Below are 18438 nucleotides of genomic sequence, written 5' to 3'. Positions count from 1 at the left end.
AAAAATGCCACTTTCACTCCTGTTTGTGCATTTTTAGCACACTTTCGACTTATTTTTGCATAAGTCTGTTAAGGTATAAAGGAAACATATAAGAAAGGAGGACAATAATTTTATGGAAAGACATCGTTCCTTATGGAAAGCGTTTCTTTCAAAAGAAAAACTATTTCTAGTGACTGTCATTTTTATATTCATTATCATAAGCACTATTTATAGTTTTCAACAATCTATTTTTTCCAGTCCTGGTTATCAGGAAGCTTATCCTAATGCTGGACTTGAATTTTTTTACAGTTTATATCGTATTGGTACAAACCCATTTTTATTTATTTTACTGATGCTGTTGCTGCCAAATATCATGGCATATGATTTTTTAAATATGCATCAAACTCGCAGTGCTTACATGATTGAAACACGACTAACAAGAAGACATTATTATCTGGAAGTCAGCATCAAAAATATACTTTCGACCTTTGGAGTGATCACCCTGATTCAGGTAGGCCTACTTATTTTCTGTCATGTCTTTTTAATTCCTATACATTTTCAAAGCATGACTTATCCTGACGGATACTATATCACGACTCAGCTTCTATGCCCTATTGAAGTGATCAATCTGATTCTTTTTATAACCCTCACTTCTTTAGGCTATGCTTTAATGTCCAGTGTTATTTTGGCATTACAGACTTTTATCACCAACAAATATGTCTATCGTTGTTGTGGTGTGATCATTGGTATTTTGCTGGTATTAATTCCCGCCTTGATTCAAGGGTATTTACCTATTCCAGAAGCAGCTTTTCTTATCCAAATCAACAATTTAGTTGCATTAGGATTAGAACATGTTCGTGAAAATCCATTTGGTCTTTCACATCTTGCATTGTATGCGATTTGTTTTTTCATATATGCCATAGTTTCTTCTCTTTGTTTTCAGATCTTATTGAAAAGGAGAGAAACAAATGATTAAAAAATGGTTCAAACTTCTCGATGTGAAAGTCATGATCATATTGATTATGATGTTGTTTGCATCACCCATCCTTTGTGGAAAAAACACTTATACAATTTGTCTCATTTATTCGAATTATCTTTGTGTTTATATGAATAATGTCTTTTTATTAATGAACTATCAGTTTACAGCACAATGCAATCGCTTGCTATCTCCTATTATCACAAGAATTGGTGAACAGAAAACATATACTTCCGTTTATTATTTCTTAATGATGGTCAGTTTTATTTATACAATGATTATTTATATAAGCTATGCTTTCTTTTTTGGTGGCATCTTACCAGAAGATATGTTTGTGACGATTTTATTTATGATTCTTAATCTTATTGTCACTTTTATTGAAACAACATTCATATATCTACAAATTGGTCAAAAAAAGAATTTTATTTATTTAGCTTTACCTATCTTTATGAACTTTTTATTTCATATTGTTTATACAAAACTATTTTAAGGAGGATTTATGTTAGATATTCAAGATTTAAGTATAAGTTTTCATAAACAACCCGTATTACAACATCTTTCATTTCATCTTGATGGTCATGAATGTATCTATATTCATGGTATCAATGGTTCAGGAAAATCAACACTTTTTAAGCTGATCTGCGATATTATCAAACCTACTTCAGGGACAATCACCAAAAAGAATGATTTACAGATTGGAGCTTTAATTGAAAATCCAGGTTTTCTAGAAAACGAAACTCTCGCTTATAATCTTCAATTCCTGGCTTCTTTAAAAAATCAATATGATAGCAGCTATATTGAATCATTGTGTCAACAATTTCAATTAGATTTACATAGCTCCATGAAGTTAAAAAACTTTTCTGTTGGTATGCGTCAAAAAGCAGGTATCATTCAAGCCATTATGGAAAATCAGGAACTTATTTTATTAGATGAACCCACACGTGGTTTAGATCAGACATCTATTCATACATTCTGTCAGCTCATCAATCAATTACATGACAAAGGACATACCATTGTGATTGCTGCTCATGATTACTTACCAGATATCCATTATACACATATCTATCGTTTAGAAGAGGGACAATTATTCTTAGATGAAATGGATTAAAATAACTGTTATTTATGGCTTGCTTGTTTATTTTTTGAAATATCTTTATCAGGATATAACACCTTATATTCTTCTTCACTATCCCTTCTTCGATTTTCGATATCTTATTTTTGTTATCACCCAAATATTCTGGAGTTATATTTTCTATCAAATCGTTTATCAGTATCTCTATCTTGATACATTGATAAGCTTACGTCTTTCTAAACGAAAGAAACATGAGATTTTTTTGAAACAATGGTTCAAATATATAAGCTTTTATACATTGATTCACATTTTCTTTTTTATTTTCTTTTCTTTACCTTTATCTTTTGAACTAATCGCTCTACAATTGATCTTATGGAGTCTTGTTTTTATTTTTTTACTTGTATTCTATAAGATTTGGAGTTATCATTATGTATCAATGATATTGATTATGATTGGTATACATCTATTTATTTAAAGGAGGTTAATGATGGAACAATTAAATCAGGCAAATCATTATATTTATCAAGCTTTAGAAAAGCTTCTTGATATTTCTAAATATGATTCTATCAATGAAGAACAACGTAAAGAAATTTATGATGTGATTGATGACATTGAAGAAGCCCGTCATGCATTATATGAATTAAAAAATGAAATGCGCACACATACAGCCTAAAATAGATGTTTGATAACATCTATTTTTTTGTATAACGATGAATAAATTGAAAAATAGTCTGATAATATGTTTTCGCATCAGTAGAACAGCTTTGAGCATGACCAGCTCCTTTAATAATAAGTTTTTCTTTAGGGCAATTGGCTTTTAAATATAGTTCATCTATCATATCCACGGGGACAAAATCATCGTCCTGACCATGAATAAATAAAATAGGAATCTGACTTTTTTGAACCTGTTGAATAGGTTGAACATCTTCCAAAGCATAGCCTGCTCTTATTTGAGTCACAAGACTTGCCATATGCAAAGCCACTTCACTTTGCCACTTTTTCATAGGAATATGGTATTGAAAAACATCCCAGACACTCGTATAACCACAATCTTCAATAACAGCCTTCACTTGTGATGGTAAATTTTCTCCAGCTACATCCATGACCGTAGCTCCACCCATAGAAACACCATATAAAATAATTTGAGCCTGTGGATTTTGAGATACAAGATAGTCAATCCATCCCATAATATCATAACGATCATCCCAACCCATTCCAATATAATCTCCTTCACTTTGCCCATGACCACGTAAATCAGGAATCAAAAGATTATATCCCTGCTCATAAAAATGTTTGACAGGTGAAATAATGCTAGAACTATCTCCTCGATACCCATGCACCATAATGGCATAAATGGGATTATTTTGTTCAATATAATAAGCATGTAAAAAAAGATCATCATAACTTGAAATAGAAAGATGAACACTCTTATCTTCTAACCATTTTTGAGCATCTTGGGTATCTTTTTGATAAAGTTCACTATCAAATAAGGTATGATTAGAATGGGGATTGAGGGTATAGTCATATAAATAATTTCCAATATATAAAGTGATACCCATGATAAATATTGTCAAAATCAAGATAATGATTGAAATGATTTTGATGATTTTTTTCATTTTTATGGTTTCACCTCTTTATATTTCATATTTTTTGCATATACTATGTTATAATCAGGAAAAAGGAGGAAGAATGATGGCATTTGAAAAAATAGATATAAATACTCTAGATATGAATACTTTTCAGGCCATTGGCAAAGACTGGATGCTTATAACGGCTGGTGATCATCAAAAAGTCAATACGATGACAGCTTCTTGGGGCGGTATGGGTGTTTTATGGGGACAAAACGTTGTTTATGCATTTATCCGTCCACAACGCTATACAAAACAGTTTGTTGACCAGCAAGAATGCTTCTCTCTATCATTTTTTAATGGATATAAGAAAGAACTTTCTATTTTAGGTACAGTTTCTGGACGTGATCAAGATAAAATCAATCATGTTCATTTCCATACCACATATATTGATGGCGTACCTACATTTGAAGAAGCGCGTTTGGTCTTCATTGTTGAAAAAATCTATGAAGATGACATTAAACCTGAAAACTTTAAAGATACATCTCTAGATACAAAATGGTATCCTGATCAGGATTATCACCGTGTTTATATTGCTAAAATAAAAGGTGTTTATGTTCAAAGAACATAAGCCTTTTTATTATATATGCTTGTTTTTTCATAAATAAAACATCACTATCTATTGTTTCCGATATTTTGAAAATCTATTCAAAAAAAGTGATGCATACACATCACTTTACTCATCTTCTCATATAACGACTGTTCCCATTAACATGGGCTTTCATGTATCTCTTAAATCAAAACATATGCCTAAAACAGCATTGCCACCTTTTTCTTTTGCTTTTTCAGTTAAACGTTCTCAAGCATAATTTAAATATGTTTCCATATTCATTGCTAATCGGATTGCTCGAAAAGCATCATCATATGCAAAGATAATTCCTAAATCTTTCATATTTTATAAGTCTTATTTTTTGACAGGAATTTCTCCTTCCTGTAACCAGTCTTTATAACACTTTTCGTACATTTCGTCAGATTTCTTTTCAATATTTTGTTTTTGAATCGCAAAATCAAAGTCTATCTGTGGACCAAAGAATTGACAGATCTGCTGAAACATAACATCTGATTGTATCGGAACTTGTAAAATACCCATCAATGCAAATGAGATCGACATCCTGCCTGTCTATATTGATTGATTGCTTTCTCTTTAGCAGGACCATCTTCGACTTCTTTGCATGGTATAGATTTATAGGGAATATGAGCTTTTTTTAAATAATAAATAACATCTGCCTTGAGATCTTCTGGAATCAAACAATCATGCATATCTTGAGTTATCGCAATATTTTGAAATGAAATCATGAACATCGTCTCCTTTATCAATCTTTAATTTATGATTATTATCTCTCTTTTGAAATCATACCAGATAAGAATTAAAAAAGCTTGATTATTGTTTAATTTTCTAAAGTTTCTTTATATTCTAAATATTCATCATATGTTGATAAACGATCAATACATCCCTGTGGTGTTAATTCAATAATTCTATTCGCAATTGTTTGTACAAATTGATGGTCATGAGAAGCAAATAAAACATTTTCTTTAAAACGAATTAATCCTTCATTAAGAGCCTGTATAGATTCCAAATCCAAATGATTGGTCGGTTCATCCAAAACAAGAACGTTTGCATTTGCCATCATCATTTTTGCCAGCATACATCTGACTTTTTCTCCACCTGATAAGACATTTGCTTTCTTTAAAGCTTCTTCTCCAGAAAATAAGACTCTTCCTAACCAGCCTCTTAAATCTTGTTCATAAGCATCATCTCCAGCATATTGTCTTAACCAGTCAACAAGCGTTAAATCACAATCATCAAAAAATTCATTGTTATCTTTTGGGAAATATGATTGAGATGTTGTCACTCCCCATTGGAAAGTTCCTGTATAATCTGTAATTTCACCCATGATAATCTTAAAGAAAGTTGTCACTGCCAGTTCATGATCTGAAACAAAAGCAACTTTATCTTTTGGTGAAATAGAAAATGAGACATGATCAAAGATTTGTTCACCATTTTGACTGTATCCTAAATCTTCAACAGTTAAAACAATATTTCCAACTTCTCTATCTGGTGTAAAACCAATAAATGGATATCTTCTTAATGATGGTTTAATATCTACCATCTCTAAGTTATCTAATAATTTTTTACGTGATGTTGCCTGTTTTGCTTTAGAAGCATTGGCACTAAAACGCGCAATAAATTCTTCCAATTCTTTTTTCTTTGCTTCAGCTTTTTTATTGATTTCTTTTGCCTGTTTTAACATCATCTGAGAATATTCATACCAGAAATCATAATTTCCTATATATAACTGAATTTTACTATAATCAATATCCGCAATATGCGTACAAACTTTATTCAAGAAATGTCTATCATGAGAAACAACAATGACTGTATTAGGGAAATTCAATAAGAAATTTTCTAACCATGTGACACTTTTTAAATCCAAATGGTTAGTCGGCTCATCCAACAATAAAATATCAGGATTACCAAATAAGGCCTGTGCCAATAAAACTTTGACTTTTTGTTGGTCACCTAATTCTTTCATAAGCAAGTGATGATATGCACCTGTTACACCTAATCCATTTAAAAGAATTTCAGCATCTGTTTCAGCATTCCAGCCATCCATTTCCATAAACTCACCTTCAAGTTCAGCAAGTTCAATACCGTCTTCATCATTAAAGTCAGCTTTGCTGTAAAGCTCTTCTTTTCTTAACATAATTTCATAAAGACGTTTATTTCCCATTAAAACTGTTTTTAAAACTTCCTGATCATCATAAGCAAAATGATCCTGTTTTAATACAGATAATCTCTGTCCCTGTGTTATCACAACTTCACCTTTATTCGGTTCAATTTCTCCTGATAAAATCTTTAAAAAAGTAGATTTACCAGCCCCATTGGCACCAATAATTCCATAACAGTTTCCTTCAGTAAATTGAATAGATACATTTTCAAATAAAGCACGATCACCATATCGCAAAGACACATTTTGAGTTGCTATCATTTTATTAATTCTCCTTTTTGACAAGTCCATTCTATTATACATGAAAGATATATTTTTGCAATGAAAGAGTATAAAGAATCATATTACATTTGCATAAAGCTTTCCATTTGACCCAAAACGTCATCCATCATTGGTAATGATGTAATATGTACATCAATTTGACATGTGTCACAAATAGAAACTAATGAGCTATAAACTCTTGGATTTCTAACAAAAATTTCCTGTGGTTTCCCAAATTTTTCTATAACTTTACTCAATTGTTGAATACATATAGAATCTTCATCATCTTCAGGTTTTAACATATATATATTAATAATTTCTTGTGAAAGCAAATCCATAACTAATAAAACAAGTGAACTGACTGGACGATCATATCTTTCATCTATAAAACCACCAGATAAATATGCCAAATCAATGATATACTGATTTTGCGTTTGTGGTAACTCTTTTAAATAATTGAGATATTGCTGATCTTCCAAATCTACAACATAGAATTTTTCTTGTTCTTCAGGTCTTTGTATAGCTTCATATTTCCAACCATGATGATCATGAGCAAAAAGTATCTCACCATTATCAAAATCCACAGCAACTTCGTGATTCATATAAGCTTTCATAAGTGGAATGAGATGCTTAAAAACTTGTACAATCACACTTGCCTGTTGATCATTAATTTCATAAGGATAAAATCTTGGCACAAATGAAAGAAAATATGGCCAATGTCCTTTTCCTCTATATTTTAATCCTAATTTTTTAATGATTTCTTTTTGACCTTTTGGAACCTCTTCGCGATCTCCCATATAAAATGTTAAACAATTTTGTTCAAACATCATATATTGCGCAATAGCCTGATCTGGATATTCATGAGCTATACTACATAAATCTGCATATCCCTCTTCTCCTTCATATATAGATACCCCAATACAATCACCTAATTTCCCCATAATTGTACAATAATATGTTTTCTCATTAATCTCTAAAGCAACAAAATCATTACTCCATAAGACTTCCCATGGTTTTAGCTGTACCCACTCATCTGCATATGTATATAATTGTCGCCAGACTTCATATCTTTGCATATTGTTATCACCTCATCATTATCATATATGAAAATATATAAAAAAGAAATATTATTTAATAAGTTGCCTTGGATTTTTATTCATCATAATCTCTTTTTGTCTTTGAATAGAAGCATAGGCATAAATGCTGGTTGTTGTAATAGAGCTATGACCTAATATCTTTTGGATATATGATATATCAACATCCTGCTCTAAAAGCATTGTGGCAAAGGTATGGCGAAACATATGTGGTGTGATATGAAAATCATCTGTATATCTATTGATAATATGACGAACAGACTGATCTGTTAAACGATGATATTGATTATTGATAAAAAAATATTCCTGCTCACTAATCCTGTCATGAAAAGCCTGTTCATATTCTTTTAATGCCAGATAAACTTCCTCACCTAAAAATATAACTCTTTCTTTTGCATTCTTGCCATAAATAATGAGATACTTTTCTTCTAAATAAATATCTTCATTTTTAATAGCACATAATTCAGAAACTCTAATTCCTGTAGAAATAAGCAATTCAATCACGGCTTTATCTCTTTTTATAAAAAAGTGCTGATCTTGATCTAAACGATGAAATAAATCCTGTAATTGATGGTATTGAATAATGCGTGGTAAAGTCTTTTCTTCTTGAATTTTATACCTTATTTTGTCCATTGGATTCTCTTGAATTATTTCATAAAAGACCATATCTTCAAAAAAAGCATGTAAACTCGCTAATTTGCGTTTGACTGTCTTAGGCTTAAAATGATGATTCAGATAATGAATATAGTAAGATATTTCACGCTTATTCATATCCTTATTCATCATAAATGAATAAAACTGTTTTAAATCAATGCGATAAGCCTTTAAGGTATGCCAGCTTAAACGTTTATTTTCACATTGATTCAAATAAAAAGATAAATGTTCTAATGTTAATTGCATAATTATATCCTCCTTCTATTCATTATACATAAAAAATGACATATTTCAGGAGAAAAAAAAGTACATAATCAATTCTATGATTATATACTCGCTTTATTAACTCTTTGATTGTGCAGCTTCTTTTGCAGCTTTTTTCTCTGCTTTTCTTCTTTCTTTACGATCTTTCTTTTCTAAGATTCTATAAACATCTGTATATTCTTTAACTGTACAATGAATTCTTTTATTAGCCTTTACAACTGCATGTACAAATTCAACTCTTTTCTTTGGAAAAAAGCAATATCTTTTCTTTGTATTTGTATAAAGTTCAATTGCATGTGGTCTTGTCACTAAGTCAGCCATACGTGGAACAGGATCACAAATTGTATCACAGTTCATTAAATCTACATGACTATTTTTCCACAAATAATAATGAATTGTTAATTCTCTATTATGTATAGTATATTTGTTTGGTCTACATCCTAAGAAAAATGCAAAACAAACAATTGCAAAAACGACAATAACCAAAGCAGTCTGTTTATCCTGCGTGAAAACTGTAAACACAGTATAGAATGCTAATGCAGTAAGAAAAATAATTGTTGCAGTATTCATTCGCACTTTAAACTCTTTAACTTCTTCTTCCATAAAACTCCTCACTTCCCTTTGAATATTATACACGATATGCATATAAATAACAATTTAAACTTTAAAAAAATAAGAGCGGAAATTCCGCTCTTTAAGTTTTCAAAATCGTTTAATATCTTATTCAGCTTCAGCAGCTTGTTTGTTTTGGAATCTTTCGTAAACAATTACGAATGGAATATAAATTAATGTAGATACTACAATAACGATAACTTGTGAAACAGCACCCATGAAATTTCCACCAGTTGCTAAGAATCCTAATAATAATGGTGGCATTGTCCATGGAACTTCGATAACGATTTTTGGACAGAATCCAATAGTAACTAATAACCATCCGATGAAGATACATGCTACTGGAGCAAGAATAAATGGAATACCTAAGATTGGGTTTAATACCAATGGAATACCAAATGTAACTGTTTCATTGATATTGAAAAGACCTGGAACGATAGATAATGTAGCAATTGCACGGTTATCTTCACGTTTACCAAAGATAAAGATTGCAATAACTAAACCTAAAGTAACCCCAGAACCTCCCCATTCAGCGAACATTTGTAACATTGTTAAGTTCAATACATTAGGGATTTCTGCTCCATGTTTTCCAGCAGTAAATGCAGCTGTATTTGCATATAACATTGGACGGAAGATTGGTTCTTTAACAGCAGATAACATGTTATTACCATGAATACCTACTAACCAGAATAATGAGATTAATACATACATTAACATAACTGCTACGATATTAGCACCAATGATATCTTGTAATGGTTGTTGTAAATAAGTAGAAATAACATCATTGAAATATAATCCACCAGTAGCCATTTGTACAGCCCATCCGATAACACCAACAACTAATAAAGTTAAGAATGTTGGAATTAAAACTTCGAATGCACGAGCAACACCTGGAGGTACTTGATCAGGCATTTTGATTTTTAATCCTTCTCTTTTACGGAAGAAGTTATAAATTTCAAGCCCTAAAATACCAATAATCAATGAAGTAAATAAACCAGTAGCTCCCATATAGCTTCCAGCAAAACCAGTGAAAGTCCCTACACCAGCTAAATCAACACCAGCTTGTTCTAAAACTGTTCCGATTGTAACAGCAGTACCAGCTGCATCAGTGTAAGCAGTTAATCCAGTTACTGCATGTGCAGTTGGAGTAACCATAGCCCAGCACATAAATCCTAAAATAGCTGGAAAAGCTCCAGTTTCACCGTTAGCTTCCCCAATTTCTTGAGCAACTAACATAACAATTCCAATAGCGATACATGAAATTGAACAGAACTGTATTGCGTTGAATACAGCATTAATTGGTTCTAAAACCATAACAGCAGGAATTAACCCACCTAGCCCTTGAGGTGCACCATTGACAACAGCATCGGTAATTAATACGTTTGTCCAAAGAACACCAATGGCACCAGCAATAGTTGCTGGCATGAAGTTTTGGAACGCATTTTTGATGGCACCAAGATATTTGTTTTGTCCAGCCCATGCTCCAATGCGCCCTAGCTTATCAGCAAAAGCATCCATAAAATTTTTCCTCCCTTAAAATATTTTTGACAATATAAGTATAAAATTTTTTTTATTAAAAGTCAATGCTTTTATATCAAAAGTATGGTACTTTTCCAATAAAAGACGGTTTTAACAGTGTTTTTTTACTTATTTTTTATTTTATTTTACCTGTTTTTTAGTTGTTTTTTTGTATTTTTTGCTCAAAATATGAATAACTATGCCATTTTTTATAAATATTTGTCTTTTAATCATTAATCATACCGACTACTCTTTCTAGTAAAAAACTATCCCTTAGGATAGCTATTGTTGTACTATAACAGTCTGAAATTCAAAATGAGAAAAATGCTGTCTTGAGAGTGTATATTCGAAAATAGAACCATTGCTTAAAAAAGAAATCTGTTCTTCTTGAATATATGGCTCATTTTCTTTTAATCCCAAATATTGTTGTTCTAAAGATGTAGATAAAGCTGCATTAATCGTTAAATGACAGCTTTGGATTTTTAACTTTAAAACTTTTTCGATATATCCATATACAGATCCTTTTAAATGCTGTAACTTTAAATTAGGAACAACACTAATGGGAATATATGTAATATCAATTAAATGAGGAATTTTATCTAAAAATCTGAGCCTTATAATATGATAGACAAAATCACCAACATCTATCTGTAATTTCTCTGATAAATGTTCATCCGCTGGAACAACTTCAAATTCCAGAACTTCACTTGTGACTTCTTTAATTCCTTCATATTGTGCCGTCAAACCACGTCCAAATTTACTAACAGGATTATCCATGGCAGGATCATAATCCTTCACAAACGTCCCCGCACCACGACGACGGATAATGAGTCCTTCTTTGACCAATATATCTAAGGCCTTTTTCATTGTTTCTTTATTACAATGATAGCTCATACATAAAACATACTCATAGGGAAGTTTTTGACCAAATGTATATTCTTGATTTTTTATTTTTTGACGAATATCATCAGCAATATCTCTGTACTTAGCCATATACTCACCCCTATCAATATAAAAATACCATACTTTTGATTTAATTTCACGGTTTTTTTCTATTTTTTTATATTTTTATACTTTGAAGCACCTTTTTATCAAAAGATACAATTTTCAATTCACCGTTTTCATAGATACCAAAGCTTTTCTGTCCAGCCTTTGGCAAAGATATAGAGGATGGATTAAATATCGTGATATCATTTTCTTTTTTTAACACTGGTTTATGAATATGACCATACATAAAGACATCTCCCGCCTTTAACATAGGTAAGTGTTCTTCATCATATAAATGTCCATGTGTAAAAAAGAAACGATGCCCATCTAAATAAAGTTCACTATAATCCCCTCTCATAGGAAACTCCAATACCATCTGATCCACTTCAGCATCACAGTTTCCTCGTACTGCTATAATATTCTCTTTATAAGCATTCAAGAGTTTCATGACTTCTTGAGGCTGATAGCCTTCTGGTAAAGGATTTCTAGGACCATGATATAATAAATCACCTAATAAAACCAATTTATCCATTTTTTCTTCTTCATAAATCTCCATAACTCTCTTTAAATCTGTATATGAGCCATGAATATCTGAAACAATCATGAATTTCATTGCAATCCCTCCAATTCAACACCGACTGGACAATGATCTGATCCAAATACATCATTATAGATATAAGCATCTTGAATCTGTTCTTTTAGATTATCTGATACAACAAAATAATCAATACGCCAGCCAGCATTTTTTTCTCTTGCTTTAAACATATAAGACCACCAAGAATATTTTTCTAAAGTTGGATATTTATATCTGAAAGTATCAATAAATCCACTCTCTAGTAATTCTGTAAATTTTTGTCTTTCTTCATCTGTAAATCCAGCATTTTTATGATTTGTTTTATCATTTTTTAAATCAATTTCCTGATGAGCCACGTTCAAATCGCCACAAATCACAACAGATTTTTTCTGTTTTAATGTATTCACATATTCTCTAAATGCATCTTCCCACACTTGGCGGTAATCTAGACGTTCTAAGCCTCTTTTAGAATTAGGCGTATACACAGTAACAAAATAAAAATTCTCATATTCTAAAGTAATCACACGACCTTCCTGATCATGTTCTTCCTTACCTAAACCATAACTGACTGAAAGAGGTTCTCTCTTTGTATAAATAGCCGTCCCACTGTATCCTTTCTTCAGGGCATCATTATAATAAGAGACATAACCATCAAACTGTAAATCAAGCTGATGCTTTTGAAGTTTTGTTTCCTGAATCGCAAAAATATCAGCATCAACTGATAAGAAAAAATCTTGAAATCCTTTATTCAAGCATGCTCTTAAGCCATTCACATTCCATGATACAAATAACATAATATCCTCCTTTGATATAAAAAAGGGGTTATACCCCCTCTTCTTCAATAGCATATCTTACAATTGTTTTGAGTTTATCCACTGGATTTCTTTCAGGATCATTTAAATAAATTTCATGATGAAAACCACTTAATTTCATTCCCTGAATTGTAATATATTCCATAATTTGTTTGGTTGTATTAATTTCTGTATTATAAGCTCCTTTATGCATCATCTGCACACAACGTCCTTCTTTAAACCTTTTTAAATAAACATCAACAAGATAAGGATTATCTTTTTTTAATGTTATATTTTCCTTAATTGTTTCAAAAGTCTGCTCATCAAGAACTTTAGGTTGAGCAATCATTAATGTAAATTTAATCATCTTTTTTCGTGTCACATCAAACTGACTGTTATCATATGTATCCCATAATCCTTCTAATGGAGAAATGAGATATAATAAATCCATTTCTTCTTTAAAATAATCTTTAATTGCTTTCGATAATATATGTAAAGCCTCTGCTTTTAACTTAAATTCTTCCACATTTGGATTTCCGATTCCATCAACCATCAGAAAATTAAACTCTGGCACATCTACAACATCTATTCTTTTTGTTGAAGCATCATATTGTTTTTTATACTCTCTTCTAATGCCTTCTTTCACTAAGAATCCTCCTTCCATCGCCTTTACATTATATATAATTTTCATAAAAATATCCACTTATTTTAGGATTTTTTTATTTTTTATCTTCGCATTTTTTATTTTTCACACAAAAAAAGCGATTTTTTTAAAATCACTTTTCATCCCACAAAACAATTTGGCGAGATTGATTTGTACGCTTAACATCAATAATTCTTTGATTTTCAGATCCTCTAAACTTTAAACGAATATTTTTTTGAGCTAATATAAATGGTCCATCAACCAATATATCAAGATAACTTAATATTTCATCACTGTAAGGTCCATGCACCTTGCCACCTGGTAACAGATCTTCATAAAGATAGCCTGTATAACACCAAATATCTTTATCAGGATACATTTTTCGAACTTGTTGTAATAAAGGTAACAATCCCTCCTGATTAACAAGTTCCATAGGTTCTCCGCCTAAAAGCGTTAATCCCGCAATATGACTTGGTTCTAATGCTTTTAAAATCAAATCAATTGTTTCTTGGTTAAACTCCTGTCCATAATTAAAATCCCATGCGATCTCATTGAAACATTCAGGGCAACGATGAGTACAGCCAGAAACAAAGAGTGAAACTCTCACTCCTGTTCCATTGGCTATATCTACTGTTTTAATTGTTGCATACTTCATGTTTATAAGTGAAGAACACGTTCTTTAATTTCTTGTGTTCGCCCTTGATTCCAGAATTGTGTTCCAATATATCCACATGTACGTCTAGCAACACTCATTTTATCTTGATTTGTATTACCACAGTTTGGACATACCCAAATCAATTTTCCATCTTTATCTTCTTTGATTTGAATCTCTCCATCATAACCACATTCCATGCAGTAATCGCTCTTTGTATTTAATTCTGCATACATAATATGTTCATAAATATGTTTCATCACAGCTAAAACGGCTTCAATATTATCTTGCATATTTGGAACTTCAACATAGCTGATAGCTCCTCCTGGTGATAATTTCTGGAATTGTGATTCAAATGTTAATTTTGTAAAAGCATCAATTTCTTCAGTAACATTAACATGATAACTATTTGTAATATAGTTTTTATCAGTCACACCTGGAATTTTTCCAAAACGTTTTTGTAAACATTTTGCAAACTTATATGTTGTTGATTCAATAGGTGTTCCATATAAACTAAAATCAATATTTTCTTCTTCTTTCCATTTTGCACAGGCGTCATTTAAATGTTGCATTACTTCTAATGCAAATGGTGTTGCATCTGGATCGGTATGTGATTTTCCTGTCATATATTTGACACATTCACAAAGACCCGCATAACCTAATGATATTGTTGAATATCCACCATATAATAATTTATCAATTGTTTCACCTTTTTTAAGTCTTGCTAGAGCACCATATTGCCATAAAATAGGTGCCACATCACTGACAGTTCCTTTTAAACGATTATGACGACACATTAACGCTTCTTTACATAAATCCAATCTTTCATCCATAATACGCCAGAACTCTTTCATATCACCTTTAGAAGAGCAGGCAACATCCACAAGATTGATTGTCACAACACCTTGATTGAAACGTCCATAATATTTAGGTTTATTTGTTTCAGGATCAACATATGGTGTTAAGAAACTACGACATCCCATACATGTATAACAATGTCCTTCATCATTTTTATCAACTTTTAATTCCAACATTTTCTTTTCAGAAATATAATCTGGAACCATACGTTTCGCTGTACATTTTGCTGCCAATTCAGTTAAATACCAATATTTGCTGTCTTCACTAATATTATTTTCTTCTAAAACATAGATTAATTTAGGAAAGGCTGGTGTTACATAAACACCTTTTTCATTTTTAACACCTAAAATTCTTTGGTTTAATGTTTCTTCAATAATTAAAGCTAAATCATCTTTGATTTGTCCATCAGGGACTTCATTTAAATACATAAAGACAGTTACAAATGGTGCTTGACCATTTGTTGTCATTAACGTAATAACCTGATATTGAATCATTTGAACACCACGATTAATTTCTTTACGCACACGATATTCAGCCAATTCATTAATTTGTTCTTCACTGACAGGAATATTTTCCTGTTCAAATTCTTCTCTTACTTCTTTTCTGAATTTTTGACGACTGACATCAACAAAAGGAGCTAAGTGAGATAAACTGATACTTTGTCCCCCGTATTGTGAACTTGCAACCTGTGCAATAATCTGTGTTGCAATATTGCAGGCTGTAGAAAAGCTCTTAGGTCTTTCAATCATTGTTTCACTGATGACAGTTCCATTTTGTAACATATCTTCAAGATTAACTAAACAGCAGTTATGCATATGTTGAGCAAAATAGTCTGAATCATGAAAGTGAATGATTCCTTCTTCATGAGCTTTCACAATATGTCCTGGTAATAATAGACGTTTTGTAATATCTTTGCTGACTTCTCCTGCCATGTAATCTCTTTGAACACTATTAACAGTTGGATTCTTATTAGAATTTTCTTGTTTAACTTCTTCATTAGCACATTCAATCAAGCTTAAAATCTGTTCATCTGTTGTATTTGATTTACGCACTAATGCTCTCATATAACGATATGTAATATATTTTCTCGCTACTGCAAAAGCATTCAATTTCATAATTTCATTTTCAACAAGATTTTGAATTTCCTCAACATTTAGCGCTCTTTTCATTTTTTCACATTGATACTTCACATTATTTGTAATATTATCAATATCTTCGTCTGATAATCTATCTGTTTCTACAACTTCATTATTGGCTTTTTCAATCGCTGCAGTAATTTTCGTTTGATCAAATAAGACTTCAGATCCATTACGTTTAATAATTTTCATAAAAACCCTTCCTCCTTGTTATTGTAATTGTTAGTTTATCATATTCATCTTTTGAATAAAAGGAATATACACCATCACTCAAGATTTTTTTAATTCTCCACAAACAAAATCAAAAAGCATTGATTATATCAATACTTTTTGATTTATGTATCTGTTTTCTATAAACTTGTATGAATCTATTATAGCTTATTCATCGACAAAATAAAAGTATAAAGCACATAATTCTCAAGAAAATAACGTAAATTGAAAAACTAAATTCCATCCCTAAATCAATTTATATGGAATTTAATTTTACAAATCCAATGATAGAATTTAATTCTGCAAACTTTTATAATAATAGTGGGTATTCCTTCTACTGGAGGTGCTCATCATGGCTAATCAGAAACATTTAACTGCTCTTGATAGAATCACAATTGAAAATGGTCTAAAAAATAACGATTCTTTCAAGGCCATTGCCAAGAAACTCGATAAGGATTGTACTACCATTTCTAAAGAGGTCAAAAAGAATCTTTCTGTTCGTAAAACTGGTGCATTTGGTCGTTCCTTCAATAACTGTCTTTACAGATATACATGCAAGGAACGTAATTCTGCCTGTGACAACTGTCCAGTTATGAAATCTCAGCTCTGCAGATCCTGTACGCGCTGCATCTACGAATGCGGCAGCTATGTGGAAGAAATATGCCCTAGGCTTTCTAAGCCTCCATATGTCTGCAACGGATGTCCTGACATGAAAAAATGTACTTTGACAAAGCATATCTATTATGCACTTGAGGCCAACAAAAAATATGAAGAAAGGCTTTCTGAATCACGCAGAGGCATCATTATTACTCAGGATGAAATCAATCATCTTAATGAGCTGCTCTATCCACTGATTGCCCAGCAGGGTCAATCCATTCATCATGTCTACATTCATCATAAGAACGAGATCATGTTTAGCGAAAAGACTCTCTATAAGATTATTGATGCTGGCATATTGAAAGTGAGAAACATCGATCTTCCTCGACAGGTAACCTATAAAAAAAGAAAGAAACCTTCAAGATACAAAATTGATTCAAAATGCATGGATGGAAGAAGGTACGAGGACTTCAAGAATTTTATAGAAGAAAATCCTGACATGCCTGTTGTCCAGATTGATACGGTTGAAGGCACTAAAGGTGGAGCCTGTCTGCTTACAGTTCATTTTACAGTGCCAACATTTATGATTGCTTTTAGAAGAGAATATAATGATGCACAGTCGGGGCTGTAACGAAATAACTTTTTAAAGAGTTGATTTTGTTTCAACTCTTTTCTTTTTCTGTTTTTAGGCAATAAAAAAACATCTTTTCTCTTCTTCTGATTTCAAGATGTATTATTTTTGTTAATTTTTCTTCTATTTTTCCTATTTTTGGGCGCAATATCCCTATATCGCTCAAAATTCGTTTTTTTCATGTGCATATCTTTTTAATTGAGAAGCAATTTTTTCCTTTTTTCTTTCTCACTTCTCAGGCGATATTTATGATATTTCCTTAAATTATAGCCTAGACATACAATGAGAAATTCCATTTTCGCATTTTTTAGTCCTCTTCTTGTGAATCTTGTAAATTTCATGTCCTGCTTGATGACTCCAAATGCTCCTTCAACCTGTACGCTTCTCTGTTTCTTTAATTCTTTTCCAAGTTTCGTTGATAGATTTTCATCTACAACTGCATAGAATTCATCCAGCACTGCATCTCTTGTCAGGATTTTCTGATGTTTCTTGTTTTTACAGCATTCATCAATGAATGGACAGCCTTCGCAACCTTCATCACTTGTCATTTTTTGTTTGATTTGCAGATATTC

Annotated in this window: 21 protein-coding genes; 6 read left to right on the top strand and 15 right to left on the bottom strand. The window is 31.5% G+C overall.

The genetic code is table 11. The features are described from left to right. Positions 1-112: 112 nt before the first annotated feature. The 4 genes from B5E87_RS08080 (at position 113) to B5E87_RS08065 (ending at position 2700) form a co-directional block, all read left to right on the top strand. Entirely contained in the window at positions 113-955 is an 843-nt protein-coding gene (locus B5E87_RS08080) for a hypothetical protein (protein WP_087244420.1), read from the top strand. Beyond that, on the top strand, positions 948-1445 hold the full coding sequence (locus B5E87_RS08075; protein ID WP_087244419.1) for a hypothetical protein: 498 nt from the start codon (positions 948-950) through the stop codon (positions 1443-1445). The genes B5E87_RS08080 and B5E87_RS08075 overlap by 8 nt, the downstream gene beginning before the upstream one ends. Before the next feature lie 9 nt (positions 1446-1454). Further along, positions 1455-2063, top strand: coding sequence for an ATP-binding cassette domain-containing protein (locus B5E87_RS08070; RefSeq protein WP_087244418.1), 609 nt, complete (start codon positions 1455-1457; stop codon positions 2061-2063). 451 nt (positions 2064-2514) lie between these two features. Beyond that, positions 2515-2700, top strand: coding sequence for a hypothetical protein (locus B5E87_RS08065; RefSeq protein WP_087244417.1), 186 nt, complete (start codon positions 2515-2517; stop codon positions 2698-2700). 19 nt (positions 2701-2719) lie between these two features. Here B5E87_RS08065 and B5E87_RS08060 read toward each other — a convergent pair whose 3' ends face one another. Beyond that, on the bottom strand, positions 2720-3643 hold the full coding sequence (locus tag B5E87_RS08060) for an alpha/beta hydrolase (protein ID WP_087244416.1): 924 nt from the start codon (positions 3641-3643) through the stop codon (positions 2720-2722). 76 nt (positions 3644-3719) lie between these two features. Here B5E87_RS08060 and B5E87_RS08055 point away from each other — a divergent pair, with 76 nt between their 5' ends. Further along, positions 3720-4226 (top strand): flavin reductase, encoded by a 507-nt coding sequence (locus B5E87_RS08055; RefSeq protein WP_087244415.1) that lies wholly within the window; start codon positions 3720-3722, stop codon positions 4224-4226. Positions 4227-4559: 333 nt separating this feature from the next. Here the strand turns inward: B5E87_RS08055 and B5E87_RS08050 are convergent, their stop codons facing one another. The 13 genes from B5E87_RS08050 to nrdD form a co-directional block, all read right to left on the bottom strand. Continuing rightward, positions 4560-4766 (bottom strand): hypothetical protein, encoded by a 207-nt coding sequence (locus B5E87_RS08050; RefSeq protein WP_143746891.1) that lies wholly within the window; start codon positions 4764-4766, stop codon positions 4560-4562. Beyond that, the gene (locus B5E87_RS08045; RefSeq protein WP_087244413.1) at positions 4745-4951 is read right to left on the bottom strand and encodes a hypothetical protein; all 207 of its coding nucleotides are present in this window, start codon (positions 4949-4951) and stop codon (positions 4745-4747) included. The genes B5E87_RS08050 and B5E87_RS08045 overlap by 22 nt, the downstream gene beginning before the upstream one ends. A gap of 92 nt (positions 4952-5043) precedes the next feature. Then, a complete protein-coding gene (locus B5E87_RS08040; RefSeq protein ID WP_087244412.1) occupies positions 5044-6645 on the bottom strand; it encodes an ABC-F family ATP-binding cassette domain-containing protein in 1602 nt (533 codons plus the stop codon). Between the two features lie 83 nt (positions 6646-6728). Next, the gene (locus tag B5E87_RS08035; protein WP_087244411.1) at positions 6729-7721 is read right to left on the bottom strand and encodes a DUF7309 domain-containing protein; all 993 of its coding nucleotides are present in this window, start codon (positions 7719-7721) and stop codon (positions 6729-6731) included. 51 nt (positions 7722-7772) lie between these two features. Further along, positions 7773-8639: a tyrosine-type recombinase/integrase gene (locus B5E87_RS08030; RefSeq protein WP_241147150.1), complete on the bottom strand. Its 867-nt coding sequence runs from the start codon at positions 8637-8639 to the stop codon at positions 7773-7775. A gap of 96 nt (positions 8640-8735) precedes the next feature. Beyond that, positions 8736-9260, bottom strand: coding sequence for a hypothetical protein (locus B5E87_RS08025; protein WP_087244409.1), 525 nt, complete (start codon positions 9258-9260; stop codon positions 8736-8738). Between the two features lie 117 nt (positions 9261-9377). Beyond that, positions 9378-10787 carry a PTS sugar transporter subunit IIC gene (locus B5E87_RS08020; RefSeq protein WP_087244408.1) on the bottom strand — a complete coding sequence of 470 codons (1410 nt, stop codon included), beginning with the start codon at positions 10785-10787 and terminating at the stop codon, positions 9378-9380. A 282-nt stretch (positions 10788-11069) separates the two neighbouring features. Beyond that, a complete protein-coding gene (locus B5E87_RS08015; protein WP_087244407.1) occupies positions 11070-11780 on the bottom strand; it encodes a GntR family transcriptional regulator in 711 nt (236 codons plus the stop codon). A gap of 67 nt (positions 11781-11847) precedes the next feature. After that, positions 11848-12387: a phosphodiesterase gene (gene yfcE, locus B5E87_RS08010; RefSeq protein WP_087244406.1), complete on the bottom strand. Its 540-nt coding sequence runs from the start codon at positions 12385-12387 to the stop codon at positions 11848-11850. After that, the gene (gene xth / locus B5E87_RS08005) at positions 12384-13142 is read right to left on the bottom strand and encodes an exodeoxyribonuclease III (protein WP_087244405.1); all 759 of its coding nucleotides are present in this window, start codon (positions 13140-13142) and stop codon (positions 12384-12386) included. The genes yfcE and xth overlap by 4 nt, the downstream gene beginning before the upstream one ends. A gap of 28 nt (positions 13143-13170) precedes the next feature. Continuing rightward, positions 13171-13830: a GyrI-like domain-containing protein gene (locus tag B5E87_RS08000; RefSeq protein WP_224759478.1), complete on the bottom strand. Its 660-nt coding sequence runs from the start codon at positions 13828-13830 to the stop codon at positions 13171-13173. 85 nt (positions 13831-13915) lie between these two features. Further along, complete coding sequence (nrdG, locus tag B5E87_RS07995) at positions 13916-14437, bottom strand: anaerobic ribonucleoside-triphosphate reductase activating protein (protein ID WP_087244404.1); 522 nt, start codon at positions 14435-14437, stop codon at positions 13916-13918. Positions 14438-14439: 2 nt separating this feature from the next. After that, the gene (gene nrdD / locus B5E87_RS07990; RefSeq protein WP_087244403.1) at positions 14440-16620 is read right to left on the bottom strand and encodes an anaerobic ribonucleoside-triphosphate reductase; all 2181 of its coding nucleotides are present in this window, start codon (positions 16618-16620) and stop codon (positions 14440-14442) included. A gap of 370 nt (positions 16621-16990) precedes the next feature. Between nrdD and B5E87_RS07985 the strand changes: the two genes are divergently transcribed. Continuing rightward, positions 16991-17866, top strand: a complete 876-nt coding sequence (locus B5E87_RS07985; protein WP_087244402.1) for a helix-turn-helix domain-containing protein — start codon at positions 16991-16993, stop codon at positions 17864-17866. Between the two features lie 194 nt (positions 17867-18060). On the opposite strand, the gene B5E87_RS07980 is transcribed toward B5E87_RS07985, so the two are convergent. Next, positions 18061-18438, bottom strand: a 378-nt coding sequence (locus B5E87_RS07980; protein WP_143746890.1) for a transposase, incomplete at its 5' end; no start/stop codon positions are given.

Origin of the sequence: Massilimicrobiota sp. An142 (assembly GCF_002160725.1) — a bacterium.
GTDB classification, from domain to species: domain Bacteria; phylum Bacillota_I; class Bacilli_A; order Erysipelotrichales; family Coprobacillaceae; genus Allocoprobacillus; species Allocoprobacillus merdigallinarum.
Note: the sequence above shows the minus strand (reverse complement) of the source record. Positions and strands in the feature narration are given on the sequence as shown.

Coding starts and splice junctions, on each gene's coding strand:
- B5E87_RS08075 (WP_087244419.1), top strand. CDS start 948: ATGATTAAAAAATGGTTCAAACTTCTCGATGTGAAAGTCATGATCATA.
- B5E87_RS08035 (WP_087244411.1), bottom strand. CDS start 7,721: ATGCAAAGATATGAAGTCTGGCGACAATTATATACATATGCAGATGAG.
- B5E87_RS08000 (WP_224759478.1), bottom strand. CDS start 13,830: ATGAAAATTATATATAATGTAAAGGCGATGGAAGGAGGATTCTTAGTG.
- yfcE (WP_087244406.1), bottom strand. CDS start 12,387: ATGAAATTCATGATTGTTTCAGATATTCATGGCTCATATACAGATTTA.
- nrdG (WP_087244404.1), bottom strand. CDS start 14,437: ATGAAGTATGCAACAATTAAAACAGTAGATATAGCCAATGGAACAGGA.
- B5E87_RS07985 (WP_087244402.1), top strand. CDS start 16,991: ATGGCTAATCAGAAACATTTAACTGCTCTTGATAGAATCACAATTGAA.
- B5E87_RS08065 (WP_087244417.1), top strand. CDS start 2,515: ATGGAACAATTAAATCAGGCAAATCATTATATTTATCAAGCTTTAGAA.
- B5E87_RS08020 (WP_087244408.1), bottom strand. CDS start 10,787: ATGGATGCTTTTGCTGATAAGCTAGGGCGCATTGGAGCATGGGCTGGA.
- B5E87_RS08060 (WP_087244416.1), bottom strand. CDS start 3,643: ATGAAAAAAATCATCAAAATCATTTCAATCATTATCTTGATTTTGACA.
- xth (WP_087244405.1), bottom strand. CDS start 13,142: ATGTTATTTGTATCATGGAATGTGAATGGCTTAAGAGCATGCTTGAAT.
- B5E87_RS08045 (WP_087244413.1), bottom strand. CDS start 4,951: ATGATTTCATTTCAAAATATTGCGATAACTCAAGATATGCATGATTGT.
- B5E87_RS08050 (WP_143746891.1), bottom strand. CDS start 4,766: ATGTCGATCTCATTTGCATTGATGGGTATTTTACAAGTTCCGATACAA.
- B5E87_RS08070 (WP_087244418.1), top strand. CDS start 1,455: ATGTTAGATATTCAAGATTTAAGTATAAGTTTTCATAAACAACCCGTA.
- B5E87_RS08055 (WP_087244415.1), top strand. CDS start 3,720: ATGGCATTTGAAAAAATAGATATAAATACTCTAGATATGAATACTTTT.
- B5E87_RS08025 (WP_087244409.1), bottom strand. CDS start 9,260: ATGGAAGAAGAAGTTAAAGAGTTTAAAGTGCGAATGAATACTGCAACA.
- B5E87_RS08015 (WP_087244407.1), bottom strand. CDS start 11,780: ATGGCTAAGTACAGAGATATTGCTGATGATATTCGTCAAAAAATAAAA.
- nrdD (WP_087244403.1), bottom strand. CDS start 16,620: ATGAAAATTATTAAACGTAATGGATCTGAAGTCTTATTTGATCAAACG.
- B5E87_RS08080 (WP_087244420.1), top strand. CDS start 113: ATGGAAAGACATCGTTCCTTATGGAAAGCGTTTCTTTCAAAAGAAAAA.
- B5E87_RS08030 (WP_241147150.1), bottom strand. CDS start 8,639: ATGCAATTAACATTAGAACATTTATCTTTTTATTTGAATCAATGTGAA.
- B5E87_RS08040 (WP_087244412.1), bottom strand. CDS start 6,645: ATGATAGCAACTCAAAATGTGTCTTTGCGATATGGTGATCGTGCTTTA.